Annotated in this window: 18 protein-coding genes; 10 read left to right on the forward strand and 8 right to left on the reverse strand. The window is 66.0% G+C overall.

Annotated elements, in window-relative coordinates; translation table 11 throughout:
- Positions 1 to 109: 109 nt before the first annotated feature.
- Together ACP153_RS18705 and ACP153_RS18710 are read left to right on the forward strand one after the other, a co-directional pair.
- Complete coding sequence (locus tag ACP153_RS18705; RefSeq protein ID WP_424972536.1) at positions 110 to 994, forward strand: NAD(P)-dependent oxidoreductase; 885 nt, start codon at positions 110 to 112, stop codon at positions 992 to 994.
- Positions 991 to 2238 (forward strand): glycerate kinase type-2 family protein, encoded by a 1248-nt coding sequence (locus tag ACP153_RS18710; protein WP_424972537.1) that lies wholly within the window; start codon positions 991 to 993, stop codon positions 2236 to 2238. The genes ACP153_RS18705 and ACP153_RS18710 overlap by 4 nt, the downstream gene beginning before the upstream one ends.
- 329 nt (positions 2239 to 2567) lie before the next feature.
- On the opposite strand, the gene ACP153_RS18715 is transcribed toward ACP153_RS18710, so the two are convergent.
- From ACP153_RS18715 to rbfA, 6 genes are all read right to left on the reverse strand, one after another.
- Positions 2568 to 3590 carry a glycosyltransferase family 2 protein gene (locus ACP153_RS18715; RefSeq protein WP_424972538.1) on the reverse strand — a complete coding sequence of 341 codons (1023 nt, stop codon included), beginning with the start codon at positions 3588 to 3590 and terminating at the stop codon, positions 2568 to 2570.
- Between the two features lie 107 nt (positions 3591 to 3697).
- Positions 3698 to 5590, reverse strand: a complete 1893-nt coding sequence (locus tag ACP153_RS18720) for a PhoX family protein (protein ID WP_424972539.1) — start codon at positions 5588 to 5590, stop codon at positions 3698 to 3700.
- Positions 5591 to 5785: 195 nt separating this feature from the next.
- Positions 5786 to 7216, reverse strand: coding sequence for a tannase/feruloyl esterase family alpha/beta hydrolase (locus ACP153_RS18725; protein WP_424972540.1), 1431 nt, complete (start codon positions 7214 to 7216; stop codon positions 5786 to 5788).
- Between the two features lie 128 nt (positions 7217 to 7344).
- Complete coding sequence (locus ACP153_RS18730; protein ID WP_424972541.1) at positions 7345 to 7623, reverse strand: DUF1294 domain-containing protein; 279 nt, start codon at positions 7621 to 7623, stop codon at positions 7345 to 7347.
- Complete coding sequence (gene truB, locus ACP153_RS18735) at positions 7623 to 8537, reverse strand: tRNA pseudouridine(55) synthase TruB (protein WP_424972542.1); 915 nt, start codon at positions 8535 to 8537, stop codon at positions 7623 to 7625. The genes ACP153_RS18730 and truB overlap by 1 nt, the downstream gene beginning before the upstream one ends.
- A gap of 2 nt (positions 8538 to 8539) precedes the next feature.
- On the reverse strand, positions 8540 to 8959 hold the full coding sequence (gene rbfA, locus ACP153_RS18740; protein ID WP_424972543.1) for a 30S ribosome-binding factor RbfA: 420 nt from the start codon (positions 8957 to 8959) through the stop codon (positions 8540 to 8542).
- 117 nt (positions 8960 to 9076) lie between these two features.
- On the opposite strand from rbfA, the gene dapB reads away from it, so the two are divergent.
- The gene (gene dapB, locus ACP153_RS18745) at positions 9077 to 9886 is read left to right on the forward strand and encodes a 4-hydroxy-tetrahydrodipicolinate reductase (RefSeq protein WP_424972544.1); all 810 of its coding nucleotides are present in this window, start codon (positions 9077 to 9079) and stop codon (positions 9884 to 9886) included.
- A gap of 13 nt (positions 9887 to 9899) precedes the next feature.
- On the opposite strand, the gene ACP153_RS18750 is transcribed toward dapB, so the two are convergent.
- Positions 9900 to 10544 (reverse strand): TetR/AcrR family transcriptional regulator, encoded by a 645-nt coding sequence (locus tag ACP153_RS18750; RefSeq protein WP_424972545.1) that lies wholly within the window; start codon positions 10542 to 10544, stop codon positions 9900 to 9902.
- Positions 10545 to 10757: 213 nt separating this feature from the next.
- Between ACP153_RS18750 and ACP153_RS18755 the strand changes: the two genes are divergently transcribed.
- From ACP153_RS18755 to ACP153_RS18765, 3 genes are all read left to right on the forward strand, one after another.
- Positions 10758 to 11960: an efflux RND transporter periplasmic adaptor subunit gene (locus tag ACP153_RS18755; protein ID WP_424972546.1), complete on the forward strand. Its 1203-nt coding sequence runs from the start codon at positions 10758 to 10760 to the stop codon at positions 11958 to 11960.
- Between the two features lie 6 nt (positions 11961 to 11966).
- Positions 11967 to 15218 (forward strand): efflux RND transporter permease subunit, encoded by a 3252-nt coding sequence (locus tag ACP153_RS18760; RefSeq protein WP_424972547.1) that lies wholly within the window; start codon positions 11967 to 11969, stop codon positions 15216 to 15218.
- Between the two features lie 91 nt (positions 15219 to 15309).
- Complete coding sequence (locus tag ACP153_RS18765) at positions 15310 to 15708, forward strand: dihydrodipicolinate reductase (protein ID WP_424972548.1); 399 nt, start codon at positions 15310 to 15312, stop codon at positions 15706 to 15708.
- Positions 15709 to 15722: 14 nt separating this feature from the next.
- Here the strand turns inward: ACP153_RS18765 and ACP153_RS18770 are convergent, their stop codons facing one another.
- Positions 15723 to 15962 carry a DUF1674 domain-containing protein gene (locus ACP153_RS18770; RefSeq protein WP_424972549.1) on the reverse strand — a complete coding sequence of 80 codons (240 nt, stop codon included), beginning with the start codon at positions 15960 to 15962 and terminating at the stop codon, positions 15723 to 15725.
- A gap of 91 nt (positions 15963 to 16053) precedes the next feature.
- Here ACP153_RS18770 and ACP153_RS18775 point away from each other — a divergent pair, with 91 nt between their 5' ends.
- The 4 genes from ACP153_RS18775 to lspA all read left to right on the forward strand — a co-directional run bounded on the left by ACP153_RS18775 (position 16054) and on the right by lspA (position 21514).
- Positions 16054 to 17358 carry an RsmB/NOP family class I SAM-dependent RNA methyltransferase gene (locus ACP153_RS18775; RefSeq protein ID WP_424972550.1) on the forward strand — a complete coding sequence of 435 codons (1305 nt, stop codon included), beginning with the start codon at positions 16054 to 16056 and terminating at the stop codon, positions 17356 to 17358.
- A gap of 69 nt (positions 17359 to 17427) precedes the next feature.
- Positions 17428 to 19182 (forward strand): heparinase II/III family protein, encoded by a 1755-nt coding sequence (locus ACP153_RS18780; RefSeq protein ID WP_424972551.1) that lies wholly within the window; start codon positions 17428 to 17430, stop codon positions 19180 to 19182.
- Between the two features lie 259 nt (positions 19183 to 19441).
- Complete coding sequence (gene purH / locus ACP153_RS18785; RefSeq protein WP_424972552.1) at positions 19442 to 21031, forward strand: bifunctional phosphoribosylaminoimidazolecarboxamide formyltransferase/IMP cyclohydrolase; 1590 nt, start codon at positions 19442 to 19444, stop codon at positions 21029 to 21031.
- Between the two features lie 6 nt (positions 21032 to 21037).
- Positions 21038 to 21514 carry a signal peptidase II gene (gene lspA, locus ACP153_RS18790; RefSeq protein ID WP_424972553.1) on the forward strand — a complete coding sequence of 159 codons (477 nt, stop codon included), beginning with the start codon at positions 21038 to 21040 and terminating at the stop codon, positions 21512 to 21514.
- The last annotated feature ends 18 nt before the right edge of the window (positions 21515 to 21532 follow it).

Below are 21532 nucleotides of genomic sequence, written 5' to 3' on the forward strand. Positions count from 1 at the left end.
CTAAATTTTCGGTCGATGACCAGACACTCGGCTCTGGCCCCCGGCGCTCGGGTTGGCTAGAGATTGTCTGACAATACCGGCGGGTGGCCGGAACTCAAGGGAGAAGAAGATGGCGAAAGTGGCGTTTCTCGGGCTGGGGGTGATGGGCTACCCGATGGCGGGGCATCTCAAGGCGGCGGGCCATGAGGTTGTGGTCTATAACCGGACCACCGCCAAGGCCGAGGCCTGGGTCGCCGAGCATGGTGGCAGCCATGGTCTGACCCCGCGGGACGCGGCCGTGGGCTGCGATTTCGTGATGACTTGCGTGGGCAATGACGACGATCTGCGCTCCGTGGTGTTCGGCGAAGACGGTGCGCTGGCGGCCCTCGGCTCTGGCGCGATCCTGGTGGATCACACCACCGCGTCGGCGGAAGTCGCACGAGAGATTGCGGCAGCAGCAGCCGAGAAGGGGGTGGGGTTTGTGGACGGTCCGGTCTCCGGCGGGCAGGCCGGGGCCGAAAACGGCCAGCTCGCCATCATGTGCGGCGGGTCAGAGGACGACTATGCCCGCGCCAAGCCCGTGATGGACAGCTACGCCAAGGCGACGGATCTCTTTGGCGAAGCGGGTGCGGGCCAGCTTGTGAAGATGGTCAACCAGCTCTGCATTGCCGGGCTGGTGCAGGCGGTCTCCGAGGGGATGTTCTTTGCCATGAAGGCCGGGCTCGATGCCAAGAAGGTCGCACAGCTTGTCAGCCAAGGCGCGGGCGGGTCCTGGCAGCTTGCCAACCGCCACGAGACGATGATCGACAACGAGTTTGACCATGGCTTTGCCGTGGACTGGATGCGCAAGGATCTGGGCATTGCCCTCGATCAGGCCAAGGCGATGGGCGTCTCGCTCCCCGTGGCGGCGCTTGTCGATCAGTTCTATGCCGAGGTGCAGCAGCTGGGTGGCGGGCGTTGGGACACGTCGAGCCTGATCCAGCGCTTCCGCAAGATGGATGGACAAGAGATATGACCCTCAACGCCGAAGCCTTTCTCAACAGTCTGTTCCGGGCTGCGGTTGCTGCGGCCGACCCGGCGATCGCTGTGCCGAAATTCCTGCCGGAGAAGCCCGCAGGCCGTGTGGTTGTGGTCGGAGCCGGGAAGGCCTCGGCCAAGATGGCGCAGGCGGTCGAGGCAGCCTGGGGGCCCTGCGAAGGCATCGTGATCGCGCCTTATGGTGCGGCGTTGCCCACGGACGGGATCGAGATTGTCGAGGCGCGGCATCCCGTGCCCGACGCCTCGGGTGAGGCCGCAGCGGCGCGAATCCTCGAGCTGGTCTCGGGGCTGGGTGAGGGCGATCTGGCGCTTTGCCTGATCTCGGGCGGTGGTTCGGCCCTGCTGGCCGCGCCGGGCGAGGGCCTCACGCTGGAAGACAAGCAGGCGGTGAACAAGGCGCTCCTGTCCTGCGGGGCGGCGATCGACGAGATGAACTGCCTGCGCAAGCATCTCAGCCGGATCAAGGGCGGGCGCCTGACCGTGGCGGCCTGGCCGGCGCGCTGCGTGACGCTGACGATTTCGGACGTACCCGGGGATGATCCGGCGATCATCGCCTCGGGGCCCACGGTGCCCGATCCGACCACCGCCACCGAGGCGCGGGAGATCGCGGCGCGCTATCACCTGGCGCTGTCGGATGCGGTCGCCGCCTATTTGCAGACCCCTGCCGCTGAGACACCCGACCCGGCCCATCCGGCCTTTGCCGCAGCTGAGTGCCATATGATCGCCACGCCGCAAATGGCGCTGGATGCGGCAGCGGATGTGGCACGGGCCGAGGGCGTGGCCCCGCTGATCCTCGGCGATGCGCTGGAGGGCGAGGCGGCCGAGCTGGGCATCGTTCTGGCCGGTGTTGCGCGGGCCGCAGTGACCCATGGCAACCCGATCAAGGGCCCGGCGGTGATCCTGTCGGGCGGAGAAACCACGGTGACCGTGCGCGGCAGCTATGGCAAAGGCGGGCGGAACTCCGAATGCCTGCTGAGCTTCGGCCTGCACGCGCCCGAAGGGGTGTCCGCGTTGTCCTGCGATACGGATGGCATTGATGGCTCCGAGGACAATGCCGGGGTCATCTGGGTCCCGCGCGTGGCGGCGCATAAGGGGGAGGCACGCCCCTATCTCGAGGGGCATGACGCCTATAATTTCTTTGAGAAGGCGGGCGGACTGGTCGTCTCCGGGCCGACCCATACCAATGTGAACGACTTCCGAGCGATCTATATTCCGGGCTGACCCTGCCCGGAATTTGGGCTGCGCCACGGTACCCTGCGCGGGATCTGGTCAGACGGGCCTGGTCCCGCGCGCATTGTGGACCGGATGGCTTTGGGTCTACGACTTTCGTCCTATGCTGGCGGCGGGAGGCCACATCGCGTGAGGGCCACATGTCGTACAAGTTCACCGAGGCTGCGTTTCTCGCACCGCCCCAATCCCCAAACCTTCTGACCGATCTGCTCGCTGTCGACGAGATTGCCGCGCCCCACGGCAGCGGCTTGCATCCGCGTCTACGGGCCGCTCTGCAAGCCGCGGTCGAGCCCGTCGCAACGGTTGTCCCTGCGCCGCGCTCAGCTTCCGGTGATCTTCTTGTAGAGCCCGGATTGCCGTCCGAAGAGCCGTGACAGCCGGCCCACGATCCAACCCGACTGTCGGAAGAGTGCCACGAGACCCTGACTGCGCGTGACAGGCAGGGAGAGCACAATCAGCACCAATGCCAGCGCCTTGAGCGGGACGAAGATCAGGATGCTGATCACCGCGTCGCCCCATTTTCCTTCGGCCATTTTCTGTCCGAAGGAGGTCGCCGATTGATCGCGCCCGCGCGAGAACTGATAGGGCAGGGTGAGGCGCGCGGGCGGGACGGTCTCATAGACGATTGCGTCTGGGGCCCAGCCGATCTCTACACTTGCTTCGCGAGCGGCCCGGAAGAACCGCGTGTCCGAACCGCCGGTGAATTGCAGAGCTTCGTCAAAACGCAAACCGAGTACATGATAGAGTCGCATGTCGCAAAGCCAGTTATTGGTGACAACCGTAACACGCTCTGCCTGACCCGCGGCGGCTTTCTCGGCGGCGCGGTTTTCCTTGCCAGCGAAGCGCTTCACCATGCCCTGATAGACCGTGTTTTGGGGCCCTGTCAGATCCTCTTCAGGCGGGGTCAGGCGCACGGGGCCGCCGATCAGCTCTGCCGAGCTTGTCCGCCAAGCGGTGACCAAAGCCGTCAGCCATTGTGGATCGACTGTCTCGTCGTCATCCACATAGAGCATGGCATCCGCGTTCAGAGAAGCCGCTTCGTCCAGACCGCGATTGCGTGCCATGGGAATGCCGGGCACCGTTTCGAGCGCGAAATGCACGACCCCGGGCAGGCGATCGCGAAACTGATCGATCACCATGTGGCTGGTGGCTTCGGTGTCATTCTCGACGATCACGAAGACGGGCGTGACCCCGTCCGGGATCTCCAGCTGTTCGAAAGAGGCCAGCAAACGCTCCAGCATCTTCGGACGCTGCCGCGTGCAGGCGCCAATGGCGACGACCAAAGGCGTCGTTGCACGTTGCGCAGGGGGAATAGGTTGGGCGGGAGCGGTCTCGGCGATCATGGAGCGGGTGTAGTGGGTTTGATCGGCGCTGCAAAGAGGGGCCGCCCGAACAGCAAAAAGGCGCGTCGGTTGCCCGACGCGCCGAACTCGCGACGTAAGCGGTGGGGTCAGCCCACCAGACCGCCATCTTCCCGCTTCACGGCCACGATGGCCGAACGCGGCAGGTCGCCTTCCTTGCCCGGGAAGAACCCGCCCGGGTGCTGGATGCCAACGAACATGGTGCGGCGGTCCGCCGACCAGGTCAGGCCGGTGACTTCCGAGCCTTTCGGACCGGTGAGGAAGCGCTCGATCTGGCCGGTGACCGGATCGCCCACGAGCATCTGGTTGTTGCCCATGCCCGCGAAGTCGCCCTCGTTCTTGTCGTTGCCATCGGTCTGGATCCAGACCAGGCCCGCGCTGTCGAACTGCATGCCGTCCGGCGAGTTGAAGAGGTTGCCCTCATTCACGTTTGCCGAACCGCCATAGGCGTCATCGCCATGCACGGTCGGGTTGCCGGCCATCACATAGAGATCCCAGGTGAAGGCATCGGAGGTGTGATCATCGGCCTCCGGATACCAGCGCACGATTTGACCGTAGTTGTTCTTCTCGCGCGGGTTGGGGCCGTTCACCGACGTGTCGTCACCACCGGCATTGGGCTTCACGCCGCGATTGCGGTTGTTGGTCAGGCAACAATAGCCTTCGACCGCAACCGGGTTCACGGCAATCCACTCGGGACGGTCCATGGTGGTCGCGCCCACGGCGGAGCCTGCCATCCGGCTGTAGACGAGGATTTCCTCGGCGGACATGCCGGTGGCCTCAGGCGTCAGGGCGACCCACATCCCGGTGCCGTCATCGCTGAACTTGGCCACATAGAGCTGACCGTCATCCAGCAGGGTCGAAGTGTCGCCGCCGGGCACATAGACGCCGTTGGAGACATACTTGTACATGAACTCCCCACGCTCATCATCGCCCATATAGACGACCACACGGCCATCGGGGGCCACGACGGAAGCGGCGTTCTCATGCTTGAACCGGCCCAGAGCGGTGCGCTTCACCGGGGTGGAGGACGCATCCGAGGGGTCGATCTCGACGATCCAGCCCGCGCGGTGGGGCTCGTTCGGGTTCTTCGAGATGTCGAAGCGCTCATCGAACTTCTCATAGCCATAGCGACCTTCGAGGTTCACGCCATAGCGCACGAAATCCGCAGGACGCTCGAACTCCGGATCGGTGGAGCCGAAATAGCCGTTGAAGTTTTCTTCGCAGGTCAGATACGTGCCCCAGGGCGTGCGGCCGGAGCCACAATTGTTGAACGTACCGAGCGACTGGGTGCCGGTCGGATCAGCGGCGGTCTTGAGCAGGTCGGACCCGGCCGCTGGACCGGAGATCTGCATCGGCGAGTTATGGGTCAGGCGGCGGTTGAACGGGCTGTCCACCACGACGGACCAGCCGTTTTCGTCTTCGGCCACTTCCATCACCGCGATCGCCTGCAGGTTCTGCAGCTTCAGCACGTCCTCAGCAGAGCCAGCCTTGCCATCCACATGGTTGTGCAGGTTGGTCTTGGTATTGGCGTATTCGTGGTTGACCACGAGCACCTGCTTGTCGCCGATCAGGAAGAGCTCCATCCCGTCGGTGTTCTCGCCAAAGGCCTTGGCGGTGTTCTCGGCATCGAGCCCCCCGGCCGCGTGGTCAAACTCGGCCACGCCCGAGAACAGCGGATCACCCCATTTGACCAGCACATCCCAAGTGTAGCCCTCGGGCACATGCACGGTGAAATCGGTCTGGATCGGGATCGGCGTGAAGGCAAAGCGGGACTTCGGCGTCATCGCCTGCGCTGCGGTGGTGTTCAGCAGGCCCGTGCCCATGGCAGCTGCGCCAGAGCCCATGACCAGAAGCCCGCCGAGAAAGCCGCGCCGGGACAGGGCCCGCTCGACGACGGCGTCGAAATCGTTCTCCTCAGAACGGGGATCCTTGAGTTCGTCCCACTCATCCCAAGACAGATCGGTTGTGTCGATGTCTTTCATAATACCTCTCCGATGAATTATGATTTGCGCACGAGGCAGCCGTGCGCCCTGCAGCCCTATTGGGGCTTTATGACAGTCTGGCGACAGTACCGCGAAAATTAGTCTAATTGTTAAAATTTCTTAATGGGGCCTCACGGCCCCTTGAAAAGGCGGTCCGAAGACCGCCTTTCCCTGAGCGTCACCAACGGGTTTGGGTCACTCCGCAACCCGGATGCTGGTGGGCACTGTGCCCTCTTCGAGCCAGGCCTCCAACGGCGTCATCGGGTCGAGTGCTGCCTGAGTGATCCCGCCCGGGCCCGGCAGGATTCCGCAATGGTCCAGACCCGGAACCATGAAGAGCGCGACGTTCTCTTTCAGCACGTCCTCGCCCCCCGCGGCGGCGGCTGCCTTCTCATACCAGTCCACGGTCTTGTAGGGCGTCACGATGGCGTCCGCCCAGCCATGCCAAACGATCATCCTGCCCCCGGCCTCGCGGAAGGCGGTCAGGTCCGGGCTGTCCGCATTGTAGAACCCGGCGGAGCGGGTCATGCGGCCCGGATCCACCTCGATGTCGAACTGGGCCGGGCTCCAGCCATGGCCGGGATCCTGATCGAAGGCCATATAAGAGCCGAAATTCGTGGTGAAGGCGTTCACGAGTTTGCCGCCGCCCGTGCCATTGCCGGTCAGCCAGAGCCACCAGAACGGCTCGGAGCCCTCGGGGATCCCGCCGGGATAGAGCTGCTCCCCGGCGGCGTTCACCGGGCCCTGACGCCAGGCGGCCAATACGTCGAGTTCTGGGGTAGTCAGGCAAGTGCCATCATCCTCGCCGCTGCATTGCAAGGCGCTCAGATCCACGGAACAGGCACGCGGATCCGCGATCACTCCGTCTTCGCTCCCATCCACCGCATCGCATTGGGCCATAACCGCATCGCCGATCAGCGCCTCCTTGCCGGGCTTGAGGATCTGGTTGCCCGCCGCATCCGTGTTGGCCTGCATCAGATAGGCCATCTTGGTCAGCACGAGATCCGTGTAGTTCATCGCCGGCGCGCCAGAGATGATGCCGTCAAACATCTCCGGGAAGCGCTGGGCGGCCATATGGGCCATGCGTCCGCCAGTAGAGCAGCCCTGAAAGATCTCTTCCTCGGAGCCGCTGCCATAGAAGGCATCGAGCATGATCTGCGCGACCCGGTGCGTCTCCGAGATCGAGCGATAGCCCCAGTCCCGCTCCGCATGGGGGTTGTTGTCGGCCCATCCCGCATCCACGACCGAGAGCGCATGGTGCCCGCTATCGGAGGTCGCGGTGGCGTAGCCGCGCTCCAGCCCGGGGCGCATGGCGTTGATCCAGCCCGACCCCGCATCGGCCCGGCCGAGGATCCCGCAGAATCCGCCGCAGCCCGCCTGATAATACTTACCGTTCCAGCCTTCGAGGGGCAGCCGCACTTCGATCGAGATCGCGGGCAGGGCGGTGGCCCGGACCTCGCAATACTCCGGCGTGGTCTCGCCCGCGGGCATGACCCGGGCGGAGGTCACATAGCCCCCCGAGAACACTGTGTCGCGCAGCGCGGCACAGCTGTCGCCGTCGCTGGCCATGGCCAAGCCGGAACTGGCCCCGAGAAGGGCGGTGGATAGGATAATGGCGGCTCGCATGAGCACCTCCCGTTTGCATTCGTGTTGGATTGGGCGCGGCCTCTGACGGGCCGTCTTACCCTAGTCTTGCGAATGTCACGGGGCTGTGAAAGGGCGAATTGCCCAATCTGTCAGAAAATTCTGACGTCTCAGCGGAGCACCAGAAGCAGCAGCACCAGATGCACAATCAGGATGCCGTTCAGGATATGGCCAAAGGGCTGTTTCCGGGTTTTATGGCGCAGGGTGATCTGGGCGATCTTGGCGCCGAGACTGCCGCCGATCGCCGCCAAGAGCAGCAAGCGCCGTTCAGCGATCCGGTTGCCCTCCTGCTCGGCCTGCCGCTTGTCGATCCAGAAGGCGAAGAAGGCGCCGACATTCAACAGGGCGACCGCGAGCCAGACGGGGATGTCGGGAAGGATGCTCTCCATTACGCCTCTCCATGCAGAAACACGCGGGAGGGGTGCAATTCTCCGGCGCGGTAGGTGCCCACGGCCACGGCCTGCCCCTGATAGGAGGCCCAGGCCGTGTCACCATATTCGGCTTCGGCCGCGCGGACCATGCCCGGATTGCCATTGCGCATGCGCGTCGCGCCCTCGGGCGTGCAGGGCAGTTCGGGCAGATCCGCGAGCCCGGTTTCCAGCGGCATGAGATGGGCGTCGAGCGCGGGGTCCTTGGCCTGCGCCTCGATCGCGTCGAGGGGGGTGGCATCCTCGACCTCGAAGGGGCCGGACCAGATCCGGCGCAGCTCGCGCACATGTCCGTGGCAGCCAAGCGCCGCTCCGAGATCCCTGGCGATGGAGCGCACATAGCCGCCCTTGCCGCAGACCAGCTCCAGCGTGACATGGTCCGGATCGGGCCGGTCGAGAAAGGTCAGGCTGTCCACATAGAGAGGACGGGCGGCGATCTCCATCTCCTCGCCTGCGCGGGCCCTTGCATAGGCGCGCTCGCCATCGATCTTCACGGCGGAAAACTGCGGCGGCACCTGCAGGATGTCGCCCTCGAAACCGGGCAGGGCTGCACGGATCTCGTCATCGGAGGGGCGCGCATCGCTCGTGGCGATGACCTCGCCCTCCTGATCATCGGTATTCGTGGCCTGCCCGAGCCGCACGGTGAACGCATAGGCCTTCAGCGCATCTGTCACGAAGGGCACGGTTTTCGTCGCCTCGCCAAGGGCAATGGCCAGCACGCCCGTTGCCTCCGGGTCGAGCGTGCCCGCATGTCCCGCCTTTTGCGCGTCAAAGGCCCAGCGGACCTTGTTGACCACCGCGTTCGAGCTCATCCCCGCTGGCTTGTCGATCACCAGCCAGCCGGAGACCGCGCGCCCCTTCTTCCGCCGTCCCATGCTCAGGCCTCGTCGTCGTCATCCGCGGATTTGTCGAGATCCTGCCGCACATGGTCCTGATTGAGCAGGCGCCGCGTCTCATCCATCCGGTCGAAGGTCTGGTCGATCTGGAACCGCAGCTCGGGCGAGAATTTGAGCGTCAGCTCCTTGCTCACCGCCCGGCGCAGCTCGTGCCGGTTGCGCCGCAGGGAGGCCAGCGCCTCCTCCGCGCCATGCCCGCCAAGGGGCAGGACATAGGCCGTGGCCACCTTGAGGTCCGGGGAGGTGCGCACCTCGCCCACGGTGATCGACATGCGGTTCAGGTCCGGGTCGTGAATATCGCCCTGAGCCAGAACCGAAGAGAGGGTGCGCCGGATCAATTCGCCCACGCGCAACTGGCGCTGGGACGGGCCGGAGCCGGTATCAAATCGCGAACGTGCCATGGTGGGAATCCTTTCGAGCCGCCCGTGTACCCGCCCCGCGCGCCCCTTGCAACACACGCGTTTGCACGCGCGGGCCTGCCGCGCTAGGAGGGGCGGAGTGCTAGGAAAGGGCAAGACATGACCGATGTGCCGGGGATCGTGGTGACAGGGGGCTCGGGCCGGATGGGCCGGATGCTGATCGAGACGGTGCAGGCTTCGGACAAGGCGCGGCTTGTCGGCGTGACCGAGCGGCCCGGCCATGACTGGATCGGGACGGATATCGGCACGGCCATGGGCGGGGCCGAGATCGGCGTGAGCGTGACCGATGACCCGCTGGAGGCCTTTGCCACGGCCCAAGCGGTGATCGATTTCACCTCGCCAGCTGCCACGGTCGCCCATGCGGAGCTGACGGCCCAGGCCCGGGCCGTCCATGTGATTGGCACCACGGGCTTCGCGGCGGAGGATCTTGCCCAGCTGGAGGCGGCTGCACGCCACGCGGTGATTGTGCGGGCCGGGAATATGAGCCTCGGAGTGAACCTTCTGGTGAAACTGACCGAGAAGGTCGCCAAGGCGCTGGATGCGGATTACGACATCGAGGTGATCGAGGCGCATCACCGGCACAAGGTGGACGCGCCTTCGGGCACGGCCCTGATGCTGGGCGAAGCCGCCGCCGCCGGGCGCGGCGTCGCGCTGGAGGAGGTCTCGGACCGGGGCCGCGACGGGATCACCGGCGCGCGCAAGCGCGGCGATATCGGCTTCACCGCCATTCGGGGCGGCGACATCGTCGGCGAGCATGACGTGCTCTTTGCCGCCGAGGGCGAGCGGATCACCCTGCGCCATGTGGCCTCGGACCGTTCGGTCTTTGCCCGCGGCGCGCTCAAGGCTGCACTTTGGGGGCAGGATAAAGGGCCCGGATCCTATGACATGATGGATGTGCTGGGGCTCTGACCCTCGCGCGGCCTCAGGCCCTCAGCCCGTTCAGCACCAGATCCAGATGGCTTTCGAAATAGCGGTCCATGTCGATTGGCTCATTGCGCGCGAAGGTCATTTGCCAGATCGCGGCCATGATCCCCGGGGCCATGATCAGGCGCGGAAACTCCCGCGCCGGGCCATCCCGGAATTCGCCTCTGGCCACGCCGCGCTCGACCACCTTGTCGAGCATGTCCATCCCCGGCTTGATCCCGACCTCATAGTAAAGCGCCTGGATCTCGGGAAAGAGATGCCCCTCGCCAATGATGATCCGCATCAGCAGCTTGGCATCGGTCAGCACCAGATTGTCATAGGCATTCCGCACCATCCGGCGAAGGAGCTCGGCTGAGCTCCCTTCGAACCCATCTGCCATGATCGCCGCCTTCGAGATCGCGGCCGTGACCTTGGCCTCGACCACGGCCTGAAACAGCGCCTGTTTGTTCGGGTAGTAGAGATAGACCGTGCCCTTGGCGATCCCGGCCTGCCGGGCCACGTCATCCACCCGCGCCTTGCCATAGCCGTGTTCGCAGAAGACCGCGAAAGCCGCTTCGACGATTTCCGTCGGGCGGGCCTCCTTCCGGCGCTTGCGGCGCGGCGGCTGGCCTTGGGCCTTGTCTCGGGGTGGGGGCTGGGTCACGGGGTCGGGCTCTCCTGACGCGCGCTGCCTCTTTTCGCGGCAATCCGGGCGCGTGCCACTATTTTACGCCGGAGCGCTCGGGGTTTGAAGGCATTTCCACAGGCTTTGAGCAGCTCCGCACAAAAAAATGACTTCCCGGTCATTTCCATTCTTGATTTAATGACCCATAAGTCAATATCTGCCGAGACGCGCCATCACACCGGAGTCCGCACCATGCCCCGCCTGTTCTCACTGCTTCGCGATGCCTTCTGGCTGGTGGTCTCGGTCGCGCTGGTCGCCGGGGGCTATCTGGGCTTTCAATATCTGGGCGAGACCCGCGATATCGTGGAGGCGCAGCCGGTAGAACGCCCGGTGGCGCTTGTGGCGACGCAGCCGCTGGTCGCCTATGAGGCGGCGCTGCCCGTGCGCGGCGAGGGGTTCATCACACCGTTTCGGCAAGTGGCGCTGTCGGCGCAGATCCAGGGGCGGATCACCGATCTGAACCCGGCCATCGATGCGCGCGGGGGCTTTGCGGCGGGCGATGTGCTGGTGCGGCTGGATGATCGCGCGGCGGCGGCGGCGCTGGATCAGACCGATGCGAACATCGCCTCGACCCAGGCTCGGCTGGATCTCGTGATTACGCAGCTGGAGCGGGGTGAGACCTTGCGAGAGCGCGGCGTCATCGCCCAAGAGGCGCTGGATCAGCTCACCAGCCAGCGGCAGGAGTTGACGGCGAGCCTCGACAGCCTGCGCGCCGCGCGGGAGACGGCGGATGTCACCCTCGACAATGCCCGGATCACCGCGCCCTTCGCCGGGCGGGTTCTGCGCAAGACCGCGGAAATCGGCGCAGTGGTGAGCCCGGGGCAGGAGATCGCGGTGATCTACACTGATGACGCGCTTGAGGTGACGGTGCCGCTGCGCCAGGCCGATGCGGCCCTGATCCCGGGGCTGTTCGCGGGCGCACGGGTCCCGGCGGAGGTCGCAGCGCGCTTTGCCGGGCAAACCTATCTCTGGCGCGGGGAGGTGACCCGGGTCGAGACTGCGCTCGATACGCAGACCCGCTCGCTCAACGTAACGGTGCAACTGCGTGAAGCGCTGGGCGCGACCGGGGAGGGGCGTGGCGACTTGCCCTCCGGCGCGCCGCCCGCCCTGATCAATGCTTTTGCCAATGTCACGATCAGCGGCGCCGAGATCGCGGGGGCCTATGCCATCCCTTCGACCGCGTTTCGGGACGGGGCGCTCTGGCTTTATGTGGACGCTGCCCTGCGCGTGGTCCCGGCCGAGTTGATCCATGTGGATGGGGAGGACAGCTATGTGCGCCTCGCCGCGCTGCCTGCCGGGGCAGAGCTCATCACCAGCCCGCTCGACACGGTGGTCGCCGGGATGCCCCTGCGTCGCGCCGATCCCACCCAGCGCACCGCCGCCCTGTTGGAGTAAGCCATCATGAACGCAGGGATCAAATGGATGACCGAGCACCCGGTCGCGGCCAATCTCACCATGGTTTTGGTGCTGATCGTCGGGCTGCTGAGCGTGCTGACCATTCCGCAAAAGACTTTTCCGGACTTCACCCTCGAGGTCGTGGATATCCGCGTGGTCTATCCCGGGGCCTCGCCCGGTGAGATCGAACAGAGCATCATTCGCCCCATCGAGGATCAGATCAGCGGGATTGACGGGGTGGACGAGGTCACGGCCACCGCGCGGGAGGGATCCGGTCAGGTCGCGGTCGCCCTGAAGCTGGGCGAGGACGTCGCCGAGAAGCTCGACGAGGTGAAGACCGAGGTCGACCGGATCACCACCTTCCCCGAGGACGCCGAAGAGCCGACGGTCACCCAACGCTCCAACCGCAGTCGCGCGCTCGAGATCGCGATCCATGGCCCCGCGCCGGAGCAGGTGCTCAAGGAGCTGGCCGAGCGGCTGAAGACCGAGCTGACGCTTTTGCCCTCTGTCTCCTTCGTCGAGACGGCGAACCTGCGGGACTACGAGATCTCCATCGAAGTGGATCGCGACACGCTCAACGCCTATGGGCTGAGCCTCGCGCAGGTCAGCCAGATCGTGGCCGCGAACTCGCTGGAGCTGCCGGGGGGCGAGATCGAGACGGCGACCCTGACCATCCCCCTGCGCACGCTTGGGCGGAACTACACGCGAGCGGATTTCGAGAACATCGTCGTGCTGACCAACGATGCGGGGGCGAAGGTGTTCCTGCGCGACATCGCGACGGTGATCGACGGGTTCGAGGATAGCGATATCTCCGCCCGGTTCGGCGGCAACCCGTCGGCCACGGTGAATGTCTTCCGCGTGGGCGATGAGCAGCTTCTGGATATCGTCGCCGAGGTGCGCAGCCATCTGGAGGACAGCTTCCGGGCCTCCTTGCCGGAGGGGATCGATGTGACCCTGTGGCAGAACGATGCCGATGAGCTGCAAAGCCGGGTCGACCTGCTGGTCAAGAACGCGATCCTCGGGCTCGCGCTGGTGGTGCTGTGCCTGTCGCTCTTTCTGGACTTCCGGCTGGCCTTCTGGGCGGCAGCGGGGATCGCGGTGGCCTTTGCCGCAAGCTTTGCGGTGTTGGGCACGATCGGCATGTCGATCAACATGATCTCGCTGTTCGGCTTCATCCTCGCCATCGGGATCGTGGTCGATAACGCCATCGTCATTGGCGAGAACATCTACAAGAACGGCGAGGGCGGAATGACCCCGATGGAGGCCGCCGTCAAAGGCACCCAGCGCGTGGCGATCCCGGTGGTCTTCTCGGCGCTCACCACGGTGGTGGCCTTCACGCCGCTCTTTCAGCTGCCCGGCACGCTCGGCAAGTTTCTCGGCGATATCCCGGCGGTGGTGATCATCGTGCTCTTGCTGTCGCTCCTCCAGGCGCTTTTCATCCTGCCGCGCAACCTCAGCCGGTTGGATGTCTCCGAAAGCTATCGCCCGAACATCGTATTGCGGCTGCTGAATGCGGTGCGCGGGGTGGTGGATCGGGTGCTGCAATGGTTCATCGCGCGGCCCCTCGATGCTGCCCTGCGCTTTGCCACGCGGCGCTGGATGGTGCCGATTGGCGGGGTGATCGGGCTGATGATCCTGACCGTGGGGCTCCTGGCCCATGGTTATGTGAAGTTCAACTTCTTCCCCTCCATCGACGGTAAATTCGTCACCGCCAATATCGAGATGGTGGATGGCACGACCTTTGCGCGGACCGAAACCGTGGCCGAGCAGATTCGCCTGGCCGCCTTGCGCGCGGGCGACCGCGTCGCGGCGGAGCTCCCTGCGGAGGAGGCCCGTGTGGTCGAAAACATCGCCGTGGTGATCGGGCAGGCCGCCGCCGCGGGCGGCCCCGAAGGTGGCAGTGCCACGGCGGGCGCGACGCTGGCCAATGTGGTGGTGCGTGTGACCGATCCCGAGCTGCGCGACTGGCCCACCAAGGATTTCGAGACCGCCTGGCGCGCGGAGATCGGCGATATCGCCGGGGTCAAGGTGCTCGACGTTTCCTCGGCGCTGATCGATGCGGGCGATGCCATCGCGGTAGAGCTGTCCTTGCCCGATGGGCAGGATGTGGCTCCGGTCGTGGCTGAGCTGCGCGAGGGGTTGCGGGGCCTGCCCGGCGTCTTCTCGATCCGCGATGATCTGTCGGCAGGGAGGCTCGAATACAAGCTCGCCCTGCGCGAGGATGCGCGGATCTATGGAGTGACCCTGTCAGATCTCGCAAGCCAGATGCGCAACGGGTTCTTCGGGATCGAGGCCACCCGGGTTCAGCGTGGACGCGATGACGTGCGGGTCTTCGTGCGCTTGCCCGCCGCCGAGCGGGACAGCGTTGCCGACCTGCTGGATTTCAAGATCCGCACTCAGGAGGGCGATTTGATCGCCCTAGGGGATGTGGCCGAGATCACCGAGGGGCTCGCCCCGACCGAGATCCTGCGCCGCAACGGGCGCACCATCACCACGGTCACGGCGGATGTGGATGCCGCCATCGTGACCTCCAGCGAAGCGAATGCCATAATCTCGGCCGATCTGATCCCGCCACTCACGGAAAAACACGAGGGCCTGATCGTCGAGTTCGGGGGGGAGCAGCGGACCCAGGGCGATGCAGGCGCGGCTCTGGGGCAAGCGCTGGGCGTGGCACTCTTCGTGATCTTCGCGCTGCTTGCGCTGGTCTTCCGCTCCTATGTGCAGCCGCTCGTGGTGATGGTGGCGATCCCGCTGGGCCTGATCGGCGCCGTGACCGGGCATCTGATCATGGGCATCCCCCTGACCATCCTGTCGATCTTCGGGATCATCGGGTTGGCGGGGGTGGTGATCAACAACAGCCTCGTGATGATCGACCTCTATAACGAGTATCTGGCCAAGGGGTATGAGACCCGCGAGGCGGTGATCGAAGGCACCAAGGATCGGTTCCGCCCGATCCTGCTGACCTCGCTCACGACCTTCCTCGGGGTCTATCCGCTGATCATGGAGACCTCGCTACAGGCGCAATTCCTGATCCCGCTGGCGGTGTCCATTGGCTATGGCGTGCTCTTCGGGACTGCGATCATCATCCTCGCGGTGCCGGCGGTCTTCATGGCGCAGGCGCGGGCGTTCGAGGGGCTCTCCGCGCTTGCATCCTTGATCACGGGCGGGCGCAAGCGGCCCGATTTGCCCGCCGCCGACGCAGCGGATCCCGTGCCGCAGCTTGCACCAGCGCCCCACCCTTTGCGTGCGGCGGAATAGTGCCGATCACAGACGCGTTATGTGAAAACTCATCCAACAGGCTCAGCTTTGCGTAATCCGATTATCTCGATTTCGTGACTGGAGACTGACCATGGGGATTTCTGCATCCTTCGCCACCGCCGCCACGCTTATCGCGGGGCTGCTCGCCACTTCTGCTGCCACCGCGCAGGAGCAATTCCAACGCGTGCAAAGCAAGTCCGACTTCGTGGCGCTGGTCGACGGCACGGAACTCTCGATCCTGCGGCCCTTTTATCTGCGCAATGCGATCAAGCTGCAAGTCTCGCCCCAGGGGGGGATCGCGGGGACGGCCCTGCGCAAGCCGGTCACCGGGGCCTGGAGCTGGGAGAATGGCTTTTTCTGCCGCGAGATGACCTATGGCGACAACACGATCCCGGCCAATTGCCAGCTTGTGGCGGTCAAGGGGGATGAGCTGCGCTTCATCTCCGATCAGGGGCAGGGCGACCGAGCTGATTTCCGTCTGAAGCGCTAAGCTGCGGGCGCGGATCAGAAATCAATCGCGATGCCCTTTTTCTCCCAATCGCCATAGCGCACGGGCTCGGGCCCTTCGCGACCACCAAGCTCCACGGGCATCTTTGCGGCGGCCTCTTTGGCCTTGCGCAGATCGGCCTCTTCCAGCGCACGGCGCGCGGTCTCGGGTAGCGCCGCACGGCGCGCGGCTTCTTCAGCGCTGAGCGCTGGGGCGGTGGGCTCAACGGGGTCCGGGGTCGGGGTCTCGTCACTCATGGCTTCCCTCCTGCGCGGCTTGTCACGGTGATGCTGGTGATATACGGCCCAAGCTGGCCGCGACAAGCGGGATGCAACAAGGAGACGCAGGGTGGCAGGCAGCGCTGCACAGACCGGCGAGAGCCCGGCCCGCGCCGCGGCTTTGGCGCTGATCAACGGGGTTCTGATCGATCAGATCTCGCTGGCCGATCAGATCGCCCGGAGCAAGGGGCCGTTGGCGGCACTCGGGGGCGGGGATCGCGCCCGGGCGCAGCGACTGGCGACCGAGACCCTGCGCCATCTGCGGACCTGCGATCAGATGCTCGGCCCGTTTCTGCGCCTGCCGCCCTATCCCGAGATCCACAACATCCTGCGGCTCGGGACCTATGAGATCTGCGCGCTGGGCGAGGCGCCCCATGGGGTGGTGAGCGCGGCTGTGGATCTGGCCCGCGCCGCCGATCCGCGCAGCAAGGCACCGGGGCTCGTCAACGCCGTCCTGCGTCGCGTGGCCGAGCGCGGCCCGGAGGCGTGGGAAGCCGCCCCTCCCCCCAGCCTACCGAAACCGTTCCGCAAGGGGCTGGCCGCGGTCTGGGGCAACAAGACCGTGCGCGCCATGGAGGCCGCGCAGGCTCAGGTGCCTCCCACGGATCTCAGTCTGCGCGACCTGACCCGGGCCGAGGACTGGGCCGCGACCCTCGGGGCCGAGATCCTGCCCACGGGATCCTTGCGCCTGCGGGAGCCGGGCAAGATCAGCACGCTGCCGGGCTTTGCCGAGGGCGCGTGGTGGGTGCAGGACGCCGCCGCCGCTCTGGCCGCGCGCGCGCTGGCGCCCAAGCCGGGGGAGCGGGTGCTCGACCTCTGTGCCGCGCCCGGGGGCAAGACCCTGCAACTGGCGGCCTCCGGGGCGGAAGTCACAGCGCTCGACATCTCCGAGGGGCGCATGGCGCGGCTCCGGGAGAACCTGGAGCGGACCGGGCTTTCGGCGGAGGTCGTCGTGGCGGATGCGCGAGCGTACGCGCCCGAGACACCCTTTGATGCCGTACTGCTCGACGCGCCCTGTTCGGCCACGGGCACGATCCGGCGCCATCCGGATTTGCCCTATCTGCGGGATCTGTCGGATCTGAGTGATGTGACCGAGTTGCAATCGGCGCTCTTGGATCGCGCGCTGGCCATGCTGCGGCCCGGTGGGCGGTTGGTTTTTGCGACCTGTTCGCTCCTGCCCGCCGAAGGGGAGGATCAGATTGCCACCGCCTTTTCGCGGCATCCCGGGCTGACACAGCAGAACCTCGCGGATCTGCCGGGCATCGAGACCGCGTGGCTCACCGAGGCCGGGGCCCTCCGTCTGCGCCCGGATTTCTGGCCCGAGCGCGGCGGGTTGGATGGCTTTTTTATCGCAGCTTTGGGGAAACCTGTCTGAGCACCGATATCGCCATGACAGGCCGTTGGGCAGGGCTTAGGATTTGACCAACGCGCGGGCGCTCACCCCGTGCAGGCACTTCATCGGAAAGACCCTGACACGGCCATGGCGGGCAGTCTCAAGCAGGACCTCTCACGGTCGACCGGTTCCCGGTCGGCGGGCTACCGCGCGGCGGATCGGATGCATGCGCTTCTGGCCGGGCTGGGGCCGGGATCGACGGCTTTCGTGTCTCATCCGGAACCCACAAGCTTTGGCGATCCGGCCCGAGGGCGCCAATTGCTGGCCGGGAACCATTTGATCAACGGGGAGATCATCGCGGCCCCGGGCCTCTCCCTCTGGGATGTGGCGGCGGATGCGCCCGGCCTGGATGCGATGATGCTCCACGATTTCAAATGGCTTGATGATCTGGCCGCGCTGGGGACCAAGCCCGCGCGGGAGCTGGCGCAGCGCTGGCTGTCGGACTGGATCACCCGCTATGGCCGGGGGCGCGGGCCAGGCTGGACCCCGGACCTGACCGCGCGGCGGATCATGCGCTGGATCAGTCATACGGTGCTGCTCTTGGGAGCGGACGGCTCGGCGCTCGCACCCCGCTATTTCCGGTCGCTCAGCCATCAGACCGTGTTTCTCAGTCGGCGCTGGCGGACGGCGGCCTCCGGGCGGCCCCGGTTCGAGGCGCTCTGTGGGATGATGTATGCGGGGCTGAGCCTGAGCGGGTTCGAGGACAAGGTCGCGGCGGCCTCCAAGGCGCTGGATCAGGCCTGCCGCCGGGAGATCGACGCCCAGGGCGCGCTGGCCTCGCGGAACCCGGAGGATATGCTCGATGTGCTCTCGCTTCTGACCTGGGTCGCGGAGGCGGTGGAGGCGCGGGGCCTGCCCCCCAGTCTCGAACAGGCCAAGGCGATCACGCGCATGGCGCCAAGCCTGCGCGCGTTGCGCCATCGGGATGGAACGCTCTTGCGCGGCCATGGGGGCGGACGCGGCGCGCCGGGGCATCTGAAGGGCGCATTGGCGCGGACCGGGGTGGCGGGCTTGTCCGAGGCGCCGTCCGTCATGGGCTTTGCACGGCTGGCTGCGGGCGGGACCACGGTCCTGATTGACGCGGCCACGCCGCCGCGGGGGGCCGCCGCGCTCTCGGCCCATGCTTCGACCCTGGCCTTCGAGATGACGTCAGGGGTCCATCCATTGATTGTCAGCTGTGGTCCGGCGACTGGGTTTGGCCCGGAATGGCGCCGGGCGGCGCGGGCCACGGCGTCCCATTCCACGCTGGAGCTCGATGGCCTTTCGTCTTCGCGTTTGATCACAAGGGCGCGCAAACCCGGCGAGATCGAGGCCCTGGCCCAGGTGCCGACCCGGGTCACGGTCGAGATCTACGACGGGCCGCTGGGCATGTCCGGGCGGCTGATGACCCATGACGGGTATGATGCGAGCCACGGGCTGACCCATGCCCGGCAGATGGAGCTCGACGGGGCAGGGCGTGTGCTTTCGGGAACCGATACGCTTGCGGCCCTGTCCGAGGGGGCGCATCTGCGCTGCGATCGTGCGGCGGCGGGGACACGGGGGACGGGCCTACCCTATTCCCTGCGGTTTCATCTGGCCCCGGATGTGGAGGCGGAGATCGATATGGGCGGCACGGCGGTCTCGCTCGTGGCCGGGGAGGGCGAGGTCTGGATCTTTCGCGCGCGCGGTGCGGAGCTGCGGCTGGCGCCCAGCGTGGTGCTGGAGCGGGACCGGCTGAAGCCGCGGGCGACGCGGCAGATCGTGCTCGCGGGGCATGTGCAGGACTACGCGGTAGAGATCGGCTGGTCCCTCACGCGGGCGACCTGAGCCGGGCCCACGGTTGGTGATCCAATTGCGCGCCTGCGGCGCATTCCATTTGCTTGGCGGATCGGCGCCTGCGGCGCCATCCGCGCGGGCGCCCGGGGGCATGCGCTGGGTGCCTGCCTTCTTGGCGCGCGCGGCGAAAATGGCTAGAAGTGACATGCGACAGCGTTGCGGTTCCGATCCCGGCGCGTGGAGTGGTCAATCGCCGATCCACCCTGTATAGGGCGCGCAAACGCTGCCAAGACTTTCCAAAGGACCGACCATGACCGACCTCGTGCCGTTGCGCCGTGCGCTGCTTTCTGTTTCCGACAAGACGGGGCTTGTGCCGCTGGGGCAGGCGCTCGCGGCGCGGGGGGTTGAGCTGCTCTCGACCGGGGGGACGGCGAAGGCGCTGCGGGATGCGGGGCTCGAAGTGGTCGATGTGTCCGATGTCACGGGCTTTCCGGAGATGATGGATGGCCGGGTCAAGACCCTGCACCCGATGGTTCATGGCGGGCTGCTCGCGCTGCGGGATAACGCGGCCCATGTGTCGGCCATGGAGCGCCACGGGATTGGCGCGATCGATCTGCTGGTCGTGAACCTCTATCCGTTCGAGCAGACCGTGGCGGCCGGAGCGGATTACGCCACTTGCATCGAGAACATCGATATCGGTGGACCGGCCATGATCCGCGCTGCTGCCAAGAACCATGGCTTTGTCAGCGTGATCACCGATGTGGAGGATTATGACGGCCTTTTGGCCGAGCTCGACGCCCATGACGGGGCCACGGATTACCCGTTCCGGCAGGCGCTGGCGCTGAATGCCTATGCCCGCACGGCGGCCTATGACGCGGCGGTCTCCGGCTGGATGACCGATGCGCTGGCGCAGGTCGCGCCGCGCCGTCGCGCGGTGGCAGGCACGCTGGCCCAGACCCTGCGCTATGGTGAGAACCCGCATCAGGCCGCGGCCTTCTATGTGGATGGCTCGGATCGCCCGGGCGTGGCCACGGCGGTGCAGCATCAGGGCAAAGAGCTGAGCTACAATAACATCAATGACACTGACGCTGCGTTTGAGCTGGTGGCCGAATTCGCGCCCGCAGACGGCCCGGCCTGCGCGATCATCAAGCATGCCAATCCCTGCGGTGTGGCCCGGGGCGCGACCCTGGCAGAGGCCTATACGGCGGCGTTCAACTGCGACCAGACCTCGGCCTTTGGCGGGATCATCGCCCTCAACCAGCCGCTGGATGGTCCCACGGCCGAGGCGATCTCGGGGATTTTCACCGAGGTGGTGATCGCGCCCGGGGCCGATGATGCGGCCCGTGCGGTCTTTGCCAAGAAGAAGAACCTGCGCCTGCTGACCACCGAAGCGTTGCCGGATCCGAAAGCGGCCATGCTCACCGTGCGGCAGGTCTCTGGCGGCTATCTGGTGCAGGACAAGGACAATGGCAATATCGGTTGGGATGACCTGAAGGTCGTGACCAAGCGCGCGCCGAGCGATGCGGAGATCGCCGACCTACTCTTTGCCTGGAAGGTCGCGAAACACGTGAAGTCGAACGCCATTGTCTACGTCAAGGACGGCGCGACGGTCGGTGTGGGCGCGGGCCAGATGAGCCGCGTGGACAGCGCGCGGATCGCTGCGCGCAAATCCGCCGACATGGCCGAGGTGCTGGGGCTCGAGACACCGCTCATCCAGGGCTCGGTCGTGGCCTCCGACGCGTTCTTTCCCTTCCCCGATGGTCTGCTGACGGCGGCAGAGGCGGGCGCGACGGCGGTGATCCAGCCCGGCGGTTCCATGCGGGATGACGAGGTGATCAAGGCCGCCGATGAGGCCGGGCTCGCCATGGTCTTCACCGGCATGCGACACTTCCGGCACTGAGCCTCGATGCGCGCTCTGATCCTCTCTGCGGTTGCGGCCTGTGCCCTCGATCAGCTCAGCAAGCTGATCGTCGTGCATTGGATGAACCTCAAGGAAATCAGAGCGATCGACGTGCTGCCGCCGATCCTGAACTTTCGGATGGGCTGGAATCAGGGGGTGAATTTCGGCCTCTTTGGATCCGATAGCGACCTGATGCGCTGGGTCTTGATCGCGCTGGCTTTGGGGATCTGCGTGGCCGTGGTGATCTGGGTCCGGCGCGAGGGCGGCGGGCGCGCCGCTGAGATCAGCGCGGGCCTGCTTGTGGGGGGCGCCATCGCGAATGTCATCGACCGGGTGATCTATGGCGCGGTGGCGGATTTCCTGAACATGAGCTGCTGCGGCATCCGCAATCCTTTTACGTTTAACCTCGCGGATGTGACGATTTTCGCGGGTGCGCTCGGGCTTGTGATCTTTGCGGGCAAGTCCGAGAAAAACCCCTCGTGACCCGGGCGGCGTGATGGG

It is taken from the genome of Dinoroseobacter sp. S76 (assembly GCF_049801095.1).
Classification (GTDB): Bacteria; Pseudomonadota; Alphaproteobacteria; order Rhodobacterales; family Rhodobacteraceae; genus Dinoroseobacter.

Excerpts from the sequence above, each read along its gene's own strand:
- purH (WP_424972552.1), top strand. The coding sequence starts at position 19,442 with ATGACCGACCTCGTGCCGTTGCGCCGTGCGCTGCTTTCTGTTTCCGAC.
- ACP153_RS18705 (WP_424972536.1), top strand. The coding sequence starts at position 110 with ATGGCGAAAGTGGCGTTTCTCGGGCTGGGGGTGATGGGCTACCCGATG.
- ACP153_RS18710 (WP_424972537.1), top strand. The coding sequence starts at position 991 with ATGACCCTCAACGCCGAAGCCTTTCTCAACAGTCTGTTCCGGGCTGCG.
- ACP153_RS18725 (WP_424972540.1), bottom strand. The coding sequence starts at position 7,216 with ATGCGAGCCGCCATTATCCTATCCACCGCCCTTCTCGGGGCCAGTTCC.
- ACP153_RS18715 (WP_424972538.1), bottom strand. The coding sequence starts at position 3,590 with ATGATCGCCGAGACCGCTCCCGCCCAACCTATTCCCCCTGCGCAACGT.
- ACP153_RS18770 (WP_424972549.1), bottom strand. The coding sequence starts at position 15,962 with ATGAGTGACGAGACCCCGACCCCGGACCCCGTTGAGCCCACCGCCCCA.
- ACP153_RS18760 (WP_424972547.1), top strand. The coding sequence starts at position 11,967 with ATGAACGCAGGGATCAAATGGATGACCGAGCACCCGGTCGCGGCCAAT.
- ACP153_RS18765 (WP_424972548.1), top strand. The coding sequence starts at position 15,310 with ATGGGGATTTCTGCATCCTTCGCCACCGCCGCCACGCTTATCGCGGGG.
- ACP153_RS18755 (WP_424972546.1), top strand. The coding sequence starts at position 10,758 with ATGCCCCGCCTGTTCTCACTGCTTCGCGATGCCTTCTGGCTGGTGGTC.
- dapB (WP_424972544.1), top strand. The coding sequence starts at position 9,077 with ATGACCGATGTGCCGGGGATCGTGGTGACAGGGGGCTCGGGCCGGATG.
- ACP153_RS18720 (WP_424972539.1), bottom strand. The coding sequence starts at position 5,590 with ATGAAAGACATCGACACAACCGATCTGTCTTGGGATGAGTGGGACGAA.
- truB (WP_424972542.1), bottom strand. The coding sequence starts at position 8,537 with ATGGGACGGCGGAAGAAGGGGCGCGCGGTCTCCGGCTGGCTGGTGATC.
- lspA (WP_424972553.1), top strand. The coding sequence starts at position 21,038 with ATGCGCGCTCTGATCCTCTCTGCGGTTGCGGCCTGTGCCCTCGATCAG.
- rbfA (WP_424972543.1), bottom strand. The coding sequence starts at position 8,959 with ATGGCACGTTCGCGATTTGATACCGGCTCCGGCCCGTCCCAGCGCCAG.
- ACP153_RS18730 (WP_424972541.1), bottom strand. The coding sequence starts at position 7,623 with ATGGAGAGCATCCTTCCCGACATCCCCGTCTGGCTCGCGGTCGCCCTG.